The sequence below is a fragment of the Marivirga harenae genome, assembly GCF_030534335.1.
Lineage (GTDB): Bacteria > Bacteroidota > Bacteroidia > Cytophagales > Cyclobacteriaceae > Marivirga > Marivirga harenae.
Genome location: NZ_CP130565.1, coordinates 790679 through 808753 on the forward strand (window position 1 = coordinate 790679; position 18075 = coordinate 808753).

Below are 18075 nucleotides of genomic sequence, written 5' to 3' on the forward strand. Positions count from 1 at the left end.
TTGAAGCGAATTGAAAAAATAGGAGATTGGCTGAGCAATATATTTTTGCCTCATTCAAATGACACGATTAAAGTGGTAGTTCTGTGCATAGTCACAGCTACCACTTTTTGGTTTTTCAATGCGCTTAATGATAACTATTCAACCAGAATTAGCTATCCAATAAAATTTACTTACTCTGATTCTTCTCTAGTTGTAGTAGAAGAACTTCCCAAAAAAGTTAGCATCAACGTAAGTGGAGGCGGCTGGAATTTACTCAGAAAAACATTCTGGTTTACAATTACACCGGTTGAGGTTCCATTAGAAGACCCTGTAAATCAAAATTATATATTAGGGAATTCACTCTACACTTTAATCGCTGACCAGATGAATGAAATCCAGCTGAATTTTGTAGAGAATGACACACTAAGGATAGAGATTGATTCCATAAGAACTGCAAATTCAAAACTGTTACTAGACAGTACTAAATTTAGCTTAGCAGATGGCTACAGAATCATTTCCCCTATCAAAAAATCACATGATTCTGCTGCCTTTTCAGGGCCTGAAAGATTTATCAATAAAGTACCGAACGAGCTGTCTATAGAAATTAAAGAAGAAAATATCTCAAGTAATTACTCTGAAGATATTTACTTGCCTACTTTTGGTTCAAGCTTGGTAAACCGAAATCCTGTGGAAATAACTGTGAGTTTTGAAGTAGCTAAATTCATCCAGCAAGAGTTGATGTTGCCGTTTGAAAAAATTAATTTACCTGAAGATTCGAATTCTTATATGTTTAGCGATAGTTTGGCACGAATATCATTTAAGATTCAGGAAAACTTAGCTGGTAATTTCAACTTAGACAGTATTCAACTAGTAGTTGATTTTAAGCAAATTAGTGCCTCGGATAGTATAACGAAACCTATTTTAGCATCTGTTCCAAGTCAGTTAAAAGATTTGGATATTAAAATAGATTCCATTCAATATCAGTATATTAGGGAATGAAGAAAATTGGCATTACTGGAGGAATAGGAGCTGGCAAGAGTTTAATCTGTAAAATCTTTGAGATTTTAGATATTCCCAACTACCCTGCAGATTATAGGGCGAAGTGGCTTCAATCAAACGATTCGGAACTTAAGGCAAAAATCGCCTTCCATTTTGGAAAAGAAGCCTATTTTGAAAATGGCGAACTTAATAGAAATTATTTGAGTAAAGAAGTCTTTGGTGATGATGAAAAATTAAAACTACTCAATAATCTGGTACATCCAGCCGTTGCAGAAGATTTCAAAAATTGGTGTAAACAGTACTCAAATAAACCTTATGTTTTAAAAGAAGCCGCCCTTCTATTTGAAACGGGTTCTTACAAACAACTAGATGCTACTATTAACGTCCACGCAAACCAAGGACTACGGCTCCAAAGAACATTAGAAAGAGATCCGAATAGAACAAAAGAAAGTGTCTTGTCCATCATGAAAAAACAGTTCTCCGATGAGAAGCGAATAGAATTGGCAGATTTTGTTATTTATAATGACGAGAGTCAGTCTGTAATTAAGCAAGTTATGCGCTTGCATGAGTTGTTAGTCGAATGATTTTTAGTCAAATCAAAAAGACCACTTTTGGCTTTCATTTTCACAACTTTCCCGAAAAATAAGAGGTAAGACAATAAAATAGAGCAAGTCGTGGAAACTGGACTCACTCTATTATAATCACTAATTTCTATTTAAAATTTTCCTATAGTTTTCCTTTCCAAGGATTAAAATTCTTGCATTTTTGAACACCATGAATTACAACAGGTAAAGTTGCTGAGGTACTTGTATTACTGGCGCTGACAGTAATCGATGTGAAATAAGACCCATCGATTAGGTTAGAATTAAATTCATCACAACCGCCTGGTGGTAACCACACCAAATCAGAAGGTTCAACGGTTAGTACAGTTGAAGTGGTACTCATCGAGCCCCCCCACTAATTGTCCAGACATAACTACTAGCACCGGCTACGCAATTAGTTCTAAAAGTAACGTGTGAACCTACATAATTTGCTTGAAGTACAGTACTATTTCCGTTACCACTAATAGTTGTTGTGGTTGATGGGCATGATTTTATTGGTCCTCTTTGAGCATTGGATACTGACCATGCGCTTAAAAAGATTAGGGTAATTAATAATTGTTTCATTTGATTTGTAAGGTTTAAGTGAAAATTCATTTATTTATGCATCAATAATAAGCATATATCATTTATGAAACTATGATCTTGGTTAATATTTATAAAATAATAGATCTGTTGTTTCTTTAGTAAGTAGAAGGGATACAAGGGTTTATATCGACATAAGGTTTTGATCAAGAATCTTAAAAACAAGCCAAAATTTCCTCTTTAACAATACAAGTTTTTATCATAACCCTGATTTCCTGCGCACAAAATGGCGAAGAGGAGGTGCGGACTGATTTTGAATTAAGATAACCTAAAAAATAGGTGCGAATTCATTGGATTGGAACTTATTAGAATTAGAACACCCTTTTCAATTAGATTAGGAACATAGATTTAAGATCCAGAAAGACAAAATTACATTTTCTATTGAAGAACGTCATCAGCACCAGTGCTGCGCATCCATCAAAAAAATACTTCGGATTTTATTTTACTTGAATTCTTACTAAATTAAAATCGAAATTATTTAGAAAAAAGCTAATTGACATAATATGAGTGATAGAATTCATACCCTTAGTGGATATATCCACGAATACCAACGTAGTGTGCATCAGCCAGAGCAGTTTTGGTCCAGAATTGCTGATTCCTTTTACTGGAAAAAAAGATGGGACAAAACAGTTGAGTGGAATTTTGAGGAGCCAAGAATTGAGTGGTTCAAAGGCGCGAAATTAAATATCACTGAAAATATCCTAGAAAAACATCTCTTCACATTGGGTGATAAACCCGCTATTATTTGGGAGCCAAACGAGCCGGGGGATGAGAATCAAATCATTAGCTTTAGACAACTTTACGAAAAGGTGAATCAGTTTTCCAATGCCATGAAAGAAAGTGGCATTAAGAAAGGTGACAGAGTTATTATTTATATGCCAATGGTGCCTGAAGCAGCCATTGCCATGTTGGCATGTGCAAGAATCGGAGCAGTGCATTCTGTGGTTTTTGCAGGATTTTCATCCAATGCTCTAGCTGATAGAATAAATGATTGTCAAGCAAAAATGGTTCTGACTTCAGACGGTAATTTCAGAGGAGCTAAATCGATCCCAGTAAAAGCAGTTGTGGATGAGGCTTTGGAAAAAACCAAGACCATTGAAAAAGTAATTGTTTATAAGAGAACTGGAGAAGATGTTGTAATGAACAAGGGCCGAGATATTTGGTGGAGTGAGGCGATAAAGGGTCAATCAACTGAGTGCCCAGCCGAAGAAATGGATGCAGAAGACATGCTATTCATTCTTTACACATCCGGTTCAACCGGTAAGCCAAAGGGGGTGGTGCATACTTGCGGAGGCTATATGGTTTATACAAAATATTCATTTGAAAATGTATTTCAATATGACCAAGGTGATGTATATTGGTGTACAGCAGATGTAGGTTGGATCACCGGCCATTCTTATATAGTATATGGGCCATTATTAGCTGGAGCCACTACCGTAATGTTCGAAGGAGTTCCTACATACCCAGATCCCGGTCGTTTTTGGGATGTAGTAGACAAGTACAAAGTCAATCAGTTTTATACAGCCCCTACCGCAATTCGTGCCCTTCAAGCCTATGGCACGGAACCTGTTGACAAAAGAAATCTAAGTTCTTTAAAAGTATTGGGCACCGTGGGAGAACCTATAAATGAAGAGGCGTGGCATTGGTACCACTCACACGTAGGCAAAGGCAAATGCCCAGTTGTTGACACGTGGTGGCAAACTGAAACTGGTGGCATTATGATTTCTCCATTGGCAGGGGTTACTCCTACCAAACCTTCTTATGCTACATTACCTTTACCGGGCATTCAACCCGTCATTGTAGATGCAGAAGGAAACGAACTAAAAGGAAACTCTGTGGAGGGTAACCTATGCATGAAATTTCCTTGGCCAGGCATGTTGAGAACAACTTATGGAGATCATGAGAGATGTAAAAATACCTATTTCGCTACCTACAAAAATATGTATTTTACTGGTGATGGCGTAAAAAGGGATGAAGATGGTTACTATAGAATTTTAGGGAGAGTAGATGATGTCATCAATGTTTCCGGGCACAGAATGGGGACAGCAGAGGTTGAAAATGCCATAAATGAGCATCCAAAAGTAATAGAATCGGCTGTGGTAGGCTATCCTCATGACGTAAAAGGTCAAGGTATTTATGCTTATGTAATTTGTGATTTAGAGCATAGAACTGAGGAAAATTTAATCAATGAGATCAGTGAAACAGTTCGAAATATCATAGGCGCTATTGCCAAGCCTGATAAAATACAAATAGTTTCTGGTTTGCCTAAAACGCGCTCGGGCAAAATCATGAGGAGAATTTTGAGAAAAATTGCTGAAGGAGATACATCTAAGCTCGGAGACACATCTACTTTATTGAATCCTGAGATTGTGGAAGAAATTAAAGCTGGTGCAAAATAGAATGCAAATTAATCTACAAGTGGGCATAACATTTGATGCCTGCTTGTAGATTTAAATACTAAATTATTATCACACCTTCATTATCTAATTTATACAAAGAAAAGTAATTATTGTTATATTGTGCTTTCTATGAAAGTTTTTCTCTGCATAACAATTTTTACTGTTTTTCTTCAACCACTATCTGCTCAAAACACTGATAGTTTAGAGAACTTGCTCACATCTGGAATAAGTGATTCACAGAAAAAAGATATACTAATAGAGCTATGCAAGGAATATCGAGATTCCAACCCAAATGCAATGCGATTGTATGCAGAGGAGCTAGTTACCCTTTCAAAGAAAGATACCACATCCAATAGTTTTGCTTGGGCCCATTATTATCTAGGAGATTACTATTATTTAGTAGATGATTTCGATAAAACTGAGAAATATTTCTTAAGTGCTTACGAAATTTTTAAGAATAGAGAAAATTCGATAGGCGCCCTAATGTCGGCTTCTTCTTTAGCCAATATATATTTCTTCAGAGATAGGTACAAAACTGCCTTAAATTTTGCTGAATCTGGATTGGATTTAGCTTATGTCATGGATGATAAGGCTCAGCAATCAAACCTATTAGCATTAATATGTGATATTTACACTTATATGGAGCGCTATAATCTAGCCATACAGCATTGTATTCAATCACTTAAGATCAAAGAGGAAATGGAAATACAAAAAGGGAAAGAAATCACCTTGAATACCATTGGCCTCATATATCAAGAGCTTGGAACTTACAAAAAAGCCAAAGAGTACTTATTTGAGGCACTAGCTTTGGCCCGAGAAAATGGAGAGCCTTACAATATTGCAACTACTCATAGCAATATTGGTAACTACTATTTAGCAACGGGAAGTATCGAGGATGCCCTTCAAAGTTTTCAAAGCGCAATGAAAATAGATTCTTCTAGTCAGGATAAGACGGGTTTAGCCTATTCCTTTTATGATATTGGCAAAGTATATCTATTGAAAGACGAGTTGACCAAAGCAATAGAAAACTTCAAAAAAGCTAAAGAATTAGCTGATGAGCAAAATATGCCTGAATTAGAGGCAAGAATTGGTCTGGAAATGGGTGGAGTCTTTATAACCAAATCAGAATTTCAAATAGCAATTCAAGAGCTCAAAAACAGTGTAACCATAGCTCAGAAAATTAATTCCTCAGGAATTTTAAAAGATACATATCAAAAGCTTTCTAAGCTTTATGATAAAATGGGTGATAAAACTAATGCATTAATTTACATGAAGCTCTTTATGTTAGAATCCGAAAGAAAGTTTAAAGAAGAAAATATTCGTTCGATTGCTGAGATCGAAGCACTTTACAACATTGATAAAAAGGAAAAAGAAATTGATTTATTAAAAAAGGACAATGCCATCAAAGAGCTGCAAGCCGAACAAAGAAGTTTTTTCATTACCGCATTGAGCATCGGACTTTTTTTATTGACTGTATTATTAATCATACTTTACAACAGAAACAAATTAAAAAATAGAGCCAATAAAGCTTTAAATGAACAAAATAAAGCTATACAAGAACAGAAAGAAGAAATTGAAAACCAAAAAGAGGAATTGGCTGCAACAAGTAATAAACTTGTGGATAAAAATCAAGAAGTGACGGACAGTATAGTTTACGCTAAACAAATTCAAGATTCCTTATTACCCCAGTTGCAAACCATAAAAGAGGTATTACCACAATCCTTTATATTTTTTAGACCTCGAGATATCGTCAGTGGTGATTTCTATTGGTTTACTCAAATCGAAAACAAAACAGCTATTGCTGTAGTAGATTGCACTGGACACGGGGTTCCAGGTGCTTTTATGACCGTTTTGGCTAATTCACTATTAAACCAAATCGTTTTAGAAACAGGAATTACATCTCCGGATTTAATTGTATCACTTTTAGACCAAAAAATTCAGCAAAACCTACACCAACAACAACTGGAAAATGCCAATACGGATGGCCTAGATATCGGTTTAGTTTTGCTTGATCCTCAAAACAAAACAATTGAATACTCAGGGGCAAAAATCCCTCTGTACCATTATCAGGATAATGAATTGCAGGTGATTAAGTCTGACAGAAATAGTGTAGGAAGTACGCAACAACTAAACAAATCTTTTACAAAAAAAGAAATAAAATATAAGCCGGGCGATATGATTTTTATGAGCTCTGATGGTTTTCAAGATCAATTTGGAGGTCCGAAAAATAAAAAATTTATGAAAAGTAATTTCCGTAAATTGCTTTCAAAGATTGCCGAAAAGCCCGGCCAGGAACAGCTAAATTGTGTTGAAGAGCAGTTTATCAAATGGAGAGGAAGTAATCCCCAAACTGATGATATCCTTGTTATAGGCTTTAAACTTAACTGATGGATTTCAAAAGTTATAAGAAATTAATTTATTACCTTCTAGCCTTCTTAGGGGTATTTCTATTCTTAGTATTTAATTTACTAGAATTTGAACTCCATTCCGAGGAAGGTAAAATAGATAATTTGTCTGATGCTTTTTGGTATTCAATTGTAACATTGACCACCGTAGGTTATGGTGACATGGTTCCAACATCGTCAGGTGGACGTGCAATTGGTTACGTATTAATATTGTTGAGTTTAGGTGTATACGGTTTACTTATTGGTCAAATATCAAATATTATGACAAGCATTAAAGAAAATAAGAAAATGGGAATGTATGGAACAGACTTTCAAGATCATATAGTGGTAATTGGATGGACTCAATTTGGAAAAACCGTTATTGATCAATTAATAAAAGCAGGCAGAAAAGTTGCTATTGTTACTAAAAACAGAGAAACTATTGATTTACTGAAAGAGCTTTATCAAGAGAAAAACCTCTTTATTCTGTACAGTGATTATGAAAATTTTGAATTACTTGAAAAAGTCAATATTGAAAAATCTTCTACTGTATTTATTAATCTAAATGATGATACCGAAAAATTAGTTTACATTCTAAATCTTAAAAAGGAATATGAAAATTTGAATTTTACGGTTACGCTGGAAAATTCAAATTTGAAACAAACCTTCATTAGCGCAGGTGTCACTCATGCTATTTCACAAAATGAAATCGCTAGCAGACTATTAGCCAGCTATATGTTTGAACCAGATGTAGCCCTTTTCTCTGAGGAAATATTAGCCTACCCTACCAACGATGAAGAATATGACATGAAAGAATTTAAAGTAGTGGAGGGAAACCCGTATAATGGACAAGAATATGATAAAGTATTTTTTGACCTTAAAAAAAATGAAAATGTAATTTTATTAGGTTTGGTTAGAGTTGATGAAGGAAAAAGAATGCTCTACAAAAATCCATCCGATAACTTTAAAATTAAGACAAATGATTACCTAATTATGTTGATGAACCAAAAAACTCAAAAGAAAATAAAGAGGGTCTTTGAACTTGAGGAAGGTGTCTGAATTAATAATCGATTTCGTAAAATTCAAAATCCTTGCCTTTTCCATAAGCCGTCAATTCGCTTAAAGTATACTCTTCCAAAGTGGTTAGGTCTTTGCAAATAAAATCTTTATAACCCGTGGCGTTGGTGACTTTAAATTCATGAACTTCACCATAATTCACCATATAATAATCTTTTCCTACTCTTACAGTCTCAATAGATATTGACATTTGCAATTATAAAATTTTATTTCAGTTCAATGAACTCTGTAACTGCATTTAGGTTTCAACAATTTGGAAATACAATTACTATTTCAAACAGTGGTGCTTTTCCTTTTTGATTTCTCCCAAATTGCAGACTGTTTCCCTTTTATTAACCTGAAAAAACCCTGATACACTGAAACATTCATAAATGAGAAATAGAAAGGGATTAAAATAATTTTAGGGACTTTTTCTTTCCCTTCAGCAAAAGAACCTGCTATTGAAATTAGATAAAAAAGTATTTGCAACCCAAACAAAATCACATAAATCATGTCTAATTGAAAGACCAAATAGAAATTCAATACAAAAACGATCAATAACGATAATGGTGTTAGAGACCACCGTAGCATTCTGTGAGAAATATATTGAAAACTCAACCAACCATATTTAAAAATATTAAGTAGTGGTAAGAATATTAAAATAGATTGAATTCCACCTGCAGCAATTCTCACTTTCCTCTTTCTTTCTTCAGAAATGGATTCAGAACCGCTCTCGATTGCATAGGCATCTGGCTCATAAACAACTTTAAATCCAGCTTGAGCAATTTTCATAGATACATAAAAATCTTCTATAAGAATACCATCTGGAACCATGGGCATTAAATCTCTTTTAACAGAAAAAAGTTCTCCGGCTGCACCTACCACAGTATTCAGTTCGGAGTCCCACTTTTTCAGAGCCGATTCATACTTCCAATAAGCCCCTTCTCCACTTCCGGCCACATCTTTAGCATCTGTTGACATCACTCTTTTTTCTCCAGCAACTGCCCCTACTAAATCACTTTTGTAATGTCTAACAATATTAACTATAGCATCGCTGTTTAAAAAAGTGTTGGCATCGCAAAAAACTAAAATTGGAGATTTAAGCAGGGGCAGCACTCTATTTATTGCTGCATTTTTACCCCGTCTTTCTTCTGAATGAAATAATTTTAATCCATTGTATTCATTCACAATTTTTTCACTTCCATCTGAAGTGCCATCCGTCACAAAACATATATTAAGTTTTTCATGTGGATATTTAAGATTTAAAGTATTTTTAATCTTTTCCCTCAAAATATCTCCTTCATTATAGCAAGCAATAATTAAACTTACTTCCGGTAGTTCATTTTCTGAAAAATACTCTGGAATCGTAGCTCTGAACTGGCGCTTAATTTTGACTAACAATAATAGTACTATTGGATAGCCTAAGTAGGTGTAAGTTATCAACCCAATTCCCGTCCAAAAAATAAATTCCATTTAATTCGTATTATTAATATGTAAACTTTTAATCTTTATACTCTCGTTTTGGCTTTTTTCAGTTCTGGAGAATATATCTCATACATTCATAGTGCAATGTAATATTTTCATCGATAAATGACCGCAATATAAAATAATACAATTAATATTTTGTATTTTTCCGACTCGATATTGTAATGTTTTCTCATGTTCTCAGTCAGGATTTTTAGGCAATGCCACTTTCTAATAATAGTACTCGTATTCGCCTTTTTAAATATAAACTTTGCTGCAGGTCAAACAGACCCAGAAATCCAAAGCACAGCCGTAACTGAATCTACGTACGGAAGTATTTATAACTATGAAATTGTAGTTTTTGATGCTGAAGGAGCTGATTTAGAAGTAATTATACAGTCAGGTAGTTTACCAAACGGTGTGACATTAGTTGAAAATGCTGGGGAGTATTCAATTGAGGGAACTCCTACAGAAACAGGTGATTTCTCTCTAGTTTTAGAAGTTTACGAAACAGTTACCCCTGCTAACAATAATACACAAAGCTTTACAATTGAAGTAAGTAAAGCTACACTTTCGGTAACTGCTGATGACCAAAACATTGTGTATGGTGATGCCATTCCAACACTTAGCTTCTCCTACTCTGGCTTTGTCAATAGTGAAGATGCCTCAGATTTAATCACTGCTCCTACGGCCACTACCGCTGCCAACGCTAGCAGTAATGCGGGAGACTATCCCATCACTTTATCTGGGGGAGTCTCCAGTAACTATGATTTCGATTATACGCCAGGAACTTTAACCATTGCCAAGGCTGATCAAACTATTACTTTCGACCCCATCGCTGACAAGGTTTACGGTGATGCTGATTTTACTCTTTCCGCCAGCAGTAACAGCGGACTGCCTATTAGCTTTTCGGTGGCTTCTGGAAATGCTAGCCTTTCTGGGAATACGGTCACCATCACGGGAACAGGTTTGGTTTCCATTCAGGCCAATCAAAGTGGTGATGCTAATTTTAACCCCGCTACAACGGTGAGCCAAGGGTTTGAAGTGACTAAGGCTTTGCTATCGCTAACTGCCGATGACCAAAACATTGTGTATGGTGATGCTATTCCAACACTTAGCTTCTCTTACTCTGGCTTTGTCAATAGCGAAGATGCCTCAGATTTAATCACTGCTCCTACGGCCACTACCGCTGCCAACGCTAGCAGTAATGCAGGAGACTATCCCATCACTTTATCTGGGGGAGTCTCCAGTAACTATGATTTCGATTATACGCCAGGAACTTTAACCATTGCCAAGGCTGATCAAACTATTACTTTCGACCCCATCGCTGACAAGGTTTACGGTGATGCTGATTTTACACTTTCCGCCAGCAGTGACAGCGGACTGCCTATTAGCTTCTCGGTGGCTTCTGGAAATGCTAGCCTTTCTGGGAATACGGTCACCATCACGGGAACAGGTTTGGTTTCCATTCAGGCCAATCAAAGTGGTGATGCTAATTTTAACCCCGCTACAACGGTGAGCCAAGGGTTTGAAGTGACTAAGGCTTTGCTATCGCTAACTGCTGATGACCAAAACATTGTATATGGTGATGCCATTCCAACACTTAGCTTCTCCTACTCTGGCTTTGTCAATAGCGAAGATGCCTCCGATTTAATCACTGCTCCTACGGCCACTACCGCTGCCAACGCTAGCAGTGATGCGGGAGACTATCCCATCACTTTATCTGGGGGAGTCTCCAGTAACTATGATTTCGATTATACGCCAGGAACTTTAACCATTGCCAAGGCTGATCAAACTATTACTTTCGACCCCATCGCTGACAAGGTTTACGGTGATGCTGATTTTACACTTTCCGCCAGTAGTGACAGCGGACTGCCTATTAGCTTCTCGGTGGCTTCTGGAAATGCTAGCCTTTCTGGGAATACGGTCACCATCACGGGAACAGGTTTGGTTTCCATTCAGGCCAATCAAAGTGGTGATGCTAATTTTAACCCCGCTACAACGGTGAGTCAAGGGTTTGAAGTGACTAAGGCTTTGCTATCGCTAACTGCTGATGACCAAAACATTGTGTATGGTGATGCTATTCCAACACTTAGCTTCTCTTACTCTGGCTTTGTCAATAGTGAAGATGCCTCAGATTTAATCACTGCTCCTACGGCCACTACCGCTGCCAACGCTAGCAGTAATGCGGGAGACTATCCCATCACTTTATCTGGGGGAGTCTCCAGTAATTATGATTTCGATTATACGCCAGGAACTTTAACCATTGCCAAGGCTGATCAAACTATTACTTTCGACCCCATCGCTGACAAGGTTTACGGTGATGCTGATTTTACTCTTTCCGCCAGCAGTAACAGCGGACTGCCTATTAGCTTTTCGGTGGCTTCTGGAAATGCTAGCCTTTCTGGGAATACGGTCACCATCACTGGAACAGGTTTGGTTTCCATTCAGGCCAATCAAAGTGGTGATGCTAATTTTAACCCCGCTACAACGGTGAGCCAAGGGTTTGAAGTGACTAAGGCTTTGCTATCGCTAACTGCCGATGACCAAAACATTGTGTATGGTGATGCTATTCCAACACTTAGTTTCTCCTACTCTGGCTTTGTCAATAGCGAAGATGCCTCCGATTTAATCACTGCTCCTACGGCCACTACCGCTGCCAACGCTAGCAGTGATGCGGGAGACTATCCCATCACTTTATCTGGGGGAGTCTCCAGTAACTATGATTTCGATTATACGCCAGGAACTTTAACAATTGCCAAGGCTGATCAAACTATTACTTTCGACCCCATCGCTGACAAGGTTTACGGTGATGCTGATTTTACTCTTTCCGCCAGCAGTAACAGCGGACTGCCTATTAGCTTTTCGGTGGCTTCTGGAAATGCTAGCCTTTCTGGGAATACGGTCACCATCACTGGGACAGGTTTGGTTTCCATTCAGGCCAATCAAAGTGGTGATGCTAATTTTAACCCCGCTACAACGGTGAGCCAAGGGTTTGAAGTGACTAAGGCTGTTGCTTCAATTCAAATCATTAATACTCTTCAAAATTTTGATGGGAGCCCAAAAGAAGTATCAGTTATTACACAGCCTGATAATCTAAACTTTAGTATTACTTATAATGGAAGCACTAGCCCACCTTTCAGCGCTGGCGTTTATACAGTAGAGGTAACTATAACAGAAGATAATTATCAAGGACAATTAGTATCTGAGCTCGTAATCAATAATGCACCAACCACTAGCAATATCCCGAATCAGGAAGTTGCGGAAGACAGTAATCCGATTCAATTAGATTTGTTAAATTATTTCAATGATGTGGAAGATGAAGATTCCGATTTAACATTTTCTGTTGTTAATAACTCTAATCCATCCTTATTTTCTAAGATAGAATTGATAGACAATCTTGTAGAATTACATTTTAAATCAAATCAAAATGGTATCAGTAACATAACAGTGAGATGTACAGATACTAATGGGTTATTTATAGAAAGCAGTTTTGAAATGTCGGTCACTGCAGTACAAGATGCTCCATTTATAACAAGTGAACCAATTGTTGAAGTATTACAGGATCAAGACTATCAATATCTAATTACTGCAGAAGATTACGATCAAGATGATGAGTTATCGATAACAAATATTATTTCATTACCATCTTGGCTAACTTTAACTGATAATGGAGATGGGACAGCTGTTTTATCTGGATCAAGCAACAATAATTTAGTTGGGACCTACGGAATTGCAATTGGTGTTAGTGATGACAATGGAAATTCTGCCAATCAGTTTTTCGATATCGAAATTGTTGACGTGAACGATCTTCCCGTTTTCACAAGCTCTCCGTTAACTGAAGTAGAGGTAGAAAATGCATATTCGTACAATATTACAACACTAGACATAGATCAAAATGATGAAGTTTCTATCTACGCAATAAAAAAGCCTTCTTGGTTAGTTTTTTCAACTGAATCAATGCCACAAGGAAATGCCACATTGAAAGGCACACCAACTAACAGCGACCGAAACAGCTCACAAGAAGTAAAACTAATTGCAGTCGATCTACGAGAAGATACCGCCTACCAGAACTTCACCATAAATATAGATTTTCCTAACACCGCTCCTCTATTCATTTCAGAACCTATTACAGTTGCAACCGAGGACATCAGATACGAATATAAAATAGAAGTCCAAGATCCTGAAGATGATTCTTTGAAAGTAATCGCTTTGAACTTGCCTGAATGGCTTGAATTCAACGAAGATTCTTTGGCAATATCGGGATTGCCAAGCAATAGTGAAGTCGGGGCGCATAATGTGGCTTTAGAAGTTGAAGATTTTTTTGGTTTAAAAGTCACTCAAAATTTTAGTATTGAAGTCGCCAATGTGAATGATGCCCCAGTAATAATTTCTACACCAGATACCACTGCAGTTCAAAATCAGCTTTATGAATACCGAATTGAAACCGAAGATATTGATCTAAATGATGATGTAGAAATCTCAATTCTTACGAAACCGAGTTGGCTTAATTTTGACGATGAAAATTTACTAAGTGGAACTCCTAAATTTGAAGACGTAGAAAATAGCCCTTACGAGGTACAAATAAATGCTACTGACATGAGTGGTGAAGTTGATATGCAATCCTTTCAAATAAATGTTCAATTAGAAAACTTCCCGCCCACCATAGATTCAATTGAAAATCCAGCACCTATCTCAGAAGATACTGAAGAAGTATTTACTGTTAATTTGACGGGGATTTCAGATGGTGGCGAAAACAATCAAGAAATTACTATGGAACTATCGACAGATTCTCCTAATCTTTTTACTGAATTTAATATTGAATATGCATCTCCCAATAAGGAAGCAGTTTTAAATTATCAAATTCGCTCTGACTCTTTTGGCATTGCTCAAGTTAAGATTAGAGTAGAAGACGATGGCCCTAGTTCTATTAATTTCAGAGAAATCTACTTTCAAATCGAAGTTCTCCCAGTAAACGATTCTCCGGAAATAACATCTACTCCCGTTGAAAGAACCTTACCAAATGAATTCTATCAATATAATATTGCAGCTACAGATGCCGATCCAGATGACGATTTAACATTTACTTTAACGAGTGGCCCAGACTGGCTAAGTTTGACAAAGAATGGAAATCTGACTGCAACTCTAGAGGGACTAGTCCCTGAAGATGCCACCAGTGAAAATATTTCTATAACGGTATCGGATTTGGAAAACGCAAGCAATATTCAATCATATCTTCTTAAGATAAATGACCCGCCAGTAATTTCTGATTTTGTTATTCAAACAAATGAGGATGTTCCTTATCAGTTTTCAACTTCTGATTTTACAGTAAACTTCAATGATCCAGAAGGAGATAATATCAATGCAATTCAGCTATTTTTCACTAGAGGAAGGATTCAATTAAATGATTCAGACGTATCCACTGGGGAATTCATTAGTTTTGACCAGGACATTGATTTACAATTTATCCCTCCACAGGATTTTTTCGGAACTATTAATTTGCAATGGTCGGCAAGTGATGGTTTCGTTCAATCAGAGTTAGCCAATATAGTAGTGGAAGTTGATACTGTAAATGACAAACCTATATTATCAAATATTGAGAACACAACATTAGAATTCATCCAAGGTTCAAACCCAATTTCAGTTACGGAAAGCATGACCGTCTCGGATATTGATGATTTGATGATGGATTCCGCATGGGTTCAAATTACAGAGAATTATAATTCATCGGAAGATAGACTCATCAATGAAGCCGTAAACAATAATGAATTAGCATTTGAATTTAATCAAAGTTCAGGTCTATTATTAATTACTGGTAATGCAACTAAATCGGATTATGATTTGGTTTTAAGGTCGATTGCATATCAAAATATTAATTCATTATCGAATGATATTTCGCCAAAAAGTATAAGCTTTAGTATTAGTGATGGAAAGGATAGAAGTCTTCAAATTTCAAGAGAGGTTCAGTTGTCAAATGTGCTCCCTGAACTGGATTTTGTAAATGCTTTCACCCCAAATAATGACGATGTAAATGACACCTGGGATTTTACAAACTTGGATGCATTTGAACAAGTCAATATTTCAGTGTTTAATACACAAGGAGTTAGAGTTTTTCACTGCACTACAACTGATTGCCAATGGGACGGAACGTATAATCAGAAAGAACTTCCAGCAGGAACTTACTTCTATCTAATTAAATTAAATAATGGCAGAAGAAAATATGAAGGAAATGTTACTATCCTCAGATAAATCAAATATTATCAAAGCCATTATAATACCTTTGATGGTGTGTTTTGGAACAACACAATCTGTTCAGTCACAAGACGTACTGTCCCGCACGCAGATATTTCAGGCAATCGAATGGCAAAGCCCAGCGATGGCAGGGATTCAAAACACCTTATCTGCTGACATCATGTATCGCCAGGCACTAAATGGTTACGGAAATCAGTCTGGCTATATTCAAGCAGGATTATTTTACCCGATTAAAAAAGGTTCAGTACAAAATCTTAACAACTCTTCATTTGCTCTCAGTAATCCTGAAAAGGCAGAAGAGTTTTACAATTCAAAGTTAGCTAGAAGAAAGCAAGGTGTAGGCCTGCAACTAAATTCAATTCAGCTTGGCCCCTTAGATAGGACAGAAATCAAAGGGTTTTATGCCTATCATCTTCCGGTCAGTAAAAAATTTAATTTAAGTTTCGGAAGTGCGTTAAAGTTTCAGCAGAACAGTATTGGTTTAAACAACTTAAATGTCCGTGACAAAGCCAATGATGAATTATATCAAAGACTGATTAATACAAATGCAGGAAGACAATCGAATATCCAAATGGATCTGTCATTAGCTTATTACAGCAATAAATTATACTTAAGCTTTGTAGCAAATTCATTGTTCACACACGGCTTTCAAGAAAATGAAATGTCTTCTTATATGAATGACGGTCTAAATTTCAGCTTAATTGCCGGATATAAATGGAATTTAAATTCCGAACTGAGCCTTTTACCTAATGTGGAAATTAATTATTTTGCTACAACTGGAGGACAGTATAAATCATCATTAAGATTAAAGTATAAAGATTTAATGTACATTGGAACGGGTATGCACCATCAATTAAAATGGGCAGGTTTATTCGGGGTCAATATCCCAGGAAATTTTTTCCTTCATTATTCTTATGACTACTATACAGGATTTATTCAAGAGTTCTCAAATGGTGTCCACGAAGTAAGCTTAAGCTTTCTATTTAATAACAAAAATTCATCTACTCCATATACATGGTAAGACTTTTTCTAATTTGCTTTTTAATTTTTCATCTATTCAGTCTGCACGTTTTCGCTCAAAAACAGCTTAAATCAATTGAGAAACTATCTGAGCACATTAACACGGAAGCTGAGGAAATTCTTCCATTACTTAGTCCCAGTGGCGACAGCCTTTTCTTTGCGAGGGTATTTCATGAATCAAACAAAGGTGGTAAATATAGTGGGTCAGATATTTGGTTAAGCACATTTGGTAACACAGCACAAAATTGGGCTATCGCAAACAACGATTTGAAGGATTGGAATGATAAGCGTAATAATTTCATCATAGGAATAAATCCACATGAAAAAATTATTTATCAAAATAACCCAAAAGATCCAGATAAAGGTATTCGCTTTGTAAAAAAAATCAGCAATTACTGGACAAAACCAGAAGACTTAGCAATTCCTGGAATTCCAAATAGTGGTTACCAAGGAATTTATGTTAGTCCGGATTATAGTGTTATTCTTTTTTCAATGAAAACTATTAGAAGTTTTGGAAAAGAGGATTTGTATGTAAGTACAAAAGACAATCAAGGGGGCTGGACTGAGCCAGTAAATTTAGGAACGACAATTAACACCTCGAATTCTGAGATTTCACCCTTTCTATCTTCAGACAAGAAAACTTTATTCTTTGCCAGTGCTGGTCATGGCGGATTTGGCGATATGGATATTTTTATGGCTCAAAGGCTGTATAATAGCTGGACTGTATGGAGCAAACCCCAAAACCTAGGCAATCAAATAAATTCGACCGCCTTTGATGGTTATTATAGTGAATATGGAGATAGTATTGCTTTTTTTAGTAGTAATAGAGGTGGCGAGTTGAGTGACATATTTGAGGCAAGATATGTGAGAATTGAAGAAAAAAATGCATTGAATCAGACTGTTAAAATTAGCACTGCACAGCAGAAAGCGAACAGAGTTTATATAAATGAAGATAATTTAAGCTCAGATTATGGAATCCCCTCAGATTTCAGGATCGAAGTATCCCTTAATAAAGCACTATCAGAAAATAGTCTTATAAAGGAACAGTTATGGTTTTTAGCTGGTAAACTCAACAGATACTCAAATTTAAAAGTAGCATTTGCAGTAGTCCCCACGACCAATATCCCCTCCGACATATTAGTCATTCAGTCCAATAAAATAATGGCAGAACTGTTCTCTGAATTCACACAATTACAGGTAAGTCGCTCTAAAATTGAATATGATGGAATTGAATTAAGAGGCAATTTGGAAAATGGTCTTGAACAAATGGTACAGATCGTCCCACTGTTTTTTAAGGAATAATAAAGTTGCATTTTTCAGAACCCGGCAAGTTATAAT

At 36.3% G+C, this 18075-nt stretch carries 12 protein-coding genes; 8 read left to right on the plus strand and 4 right to left on the minus strand.

The genetic code is table 11. The annotated features are described in order from the left end of the window. Nucleotides 1–978 (plus strand): YbbR-like domain-containing protein, encoded by a 978-nt coding sequence (locus tag Q3Y49_RS03370; RefSeq protein WP_303270831.1) that lies wholly within the window; start codon nt 1–3, stop codon nt 976–978. Further along, a complete protein-coding gene (gene coaE / locus Q3Y49_RS03375) occupies nt 975–1562 on the plus strand; it encodes a dephospho-CoA kinase (protein ID WP_303270832.1) in 588 nt (195 codons plus the stop codon). The genes Q3Y49_RS03370 and coaE overlap by 4 nt, the downstream gene beginning before the upstream one ends. Before the next feature lie 142 nt (nt 1563–1704). On the opposite strand, the gene Q3Y49_RS03380 is transcribed toward coaE, so the two are convergent. Continuing rightward, complete coding sequence (locus tag Q3Y49_RS03380; RefSeq protein ID WP_303270833.1) at nt 1705–1923, minus strand: hypothetical protein; 219 nt, start codon at nt 1921–1923, stop codon at nt 1705–1707. Beyond that, complete coding sequence (locus tag Q3Y49_RS03385; RefSeq protein WP_303270834.1) at nt 1920–2144, minus strand: hypothetical protein; 225 nt, start codon at nt 2142–2144, stop codon at nt 1920–1922. Before Q3Y49_RS03385 ends, Q3Y49_RS03380 begins: the two co-directional genes overlap by 4 nt. A 521-nt stretch (nt 2145–2665) precedes the next feature. Between Q3Y49_RS03385 and acs the strand changes: the two genes are divergently transcribed. The 3 genes from acs (at nt 2666) to Q3Y49_RS03400 (ending at nt 8004) form a co-directional block, all read left to right on the plus strand. Beyond that, a complete protein-coding gene (gene acs / locus Q3Y49_RS03390; RefSeq protein WP_303270835.1) occupies nt 2666–4561 on the plus strand; it encodes an acetate--CoA ligase in 1896 nt (631 codons plus the stop codon). A gap of 129 nt (nt 4562–4690) precedes the next feature. Then, on the plus strand, nt 4691–6949 hold the full coding sequence (locus tag Q3Y49_RS03395) for a tetratricopeptide repeat protein (protein ID WP_303270836.1): 2259 nt from the start codon (nt 4691–4693) through the stop codon (nt 6947–6949). Next, nucleotides 6949–8004: a potassium channel family protein gene (locus Q3Y49_RS03400; protein ID WP_303270837.1), complete on the plus strand. Its 1056-nt coding sequence runs from the start codon at nt 6949–6951 to the stop codon at nt 8002–8004. The genes Q3Y49_RS03395 and Q3Y49_RS03400 overlap by 1 nt, the downstream gene beginning before the upstream one ends. Before the next feature lies 1 nt (nt 8005). On the opposite strand, the gene Q3Y49_RS03405 is transcribed toward Q3Y49_RS03400, so the two are convergent. Beyond that, nucleotides 8006–8212, minus strand: coding sequence for a hypothetical protein (locus Q3Y49_RS03405; RefSeq protein WP_303270838.1), 207 nt, complete (start codon nt 8210–8212; stop codon nt 8006–8008). A gap of 83 nt (nt 8213–8295) precedes the next feature. After that, entirely contained in the window at nt 8296–9474 is a 1179-nt protein-coding gene (locus tag Q3Y49_RS03410) for a glycosyltransferase family 2 protein (protein ID WP_303270839.1), read from the minus strand. Nucleotides 9475–9660: 186 nt separating this feature from the next. On the opposite strand from Q3Y49_RS03410, the gene Q3Y49_RS03415 reads away from it, so the two are divergent. Genes Q3Y49_RS03415 through Q3Y49_RS03425 form a run of 3 tightly spaced genes read left to right on the plus strand, consistent with a single transcriptional unit; the run spans nt 9661 to nt 18039 of the window. Further along, nucleotides 9661–15714 carry an MBG domain-containing protein gene (locus Q3Y49_RS03415; protein ID WP_303270840.1) on the plus strand — a complete coding sequence of 2018 codons (6054 nt, stop codon included), beginning with the start codon at nt 9661–9663 and terminating at the stop codon, nt 15712–15714. Beyond that, nucleotides 15671–16738 (plus strand): PorP/SprF family type IX secretion system membrane protein, encoded by a 1068-nt coding sequence (locus Q3Y49_RS03420; protein WP_303270841.1) that lies wholly within the window; start codon nt 15671–15673, stop codon nt 16736–16738. The genes Q3Y49_RS03415 and Q3Y49_RS03420 overlap by 44 nt, the downstream gene beginning before the upstream one ends. Continuing rightward, a complete protein-coding gene (locus tag Q3Y49_RS03425) occupies nt 16732–18039 on the plus strand; it encodes a hypothetical protein (protein ID WP_303270842.1) in 1308 nt (435 codons plus the stop codon). The genes Q3Y49_RS03420 and Q3Y49_RS03425 overlap by 7 nt, the downstream gene beginning before the upstream one ends. The last annotated feature ends 36 nt before the right edge of the window (nt 18040–18075 follow it).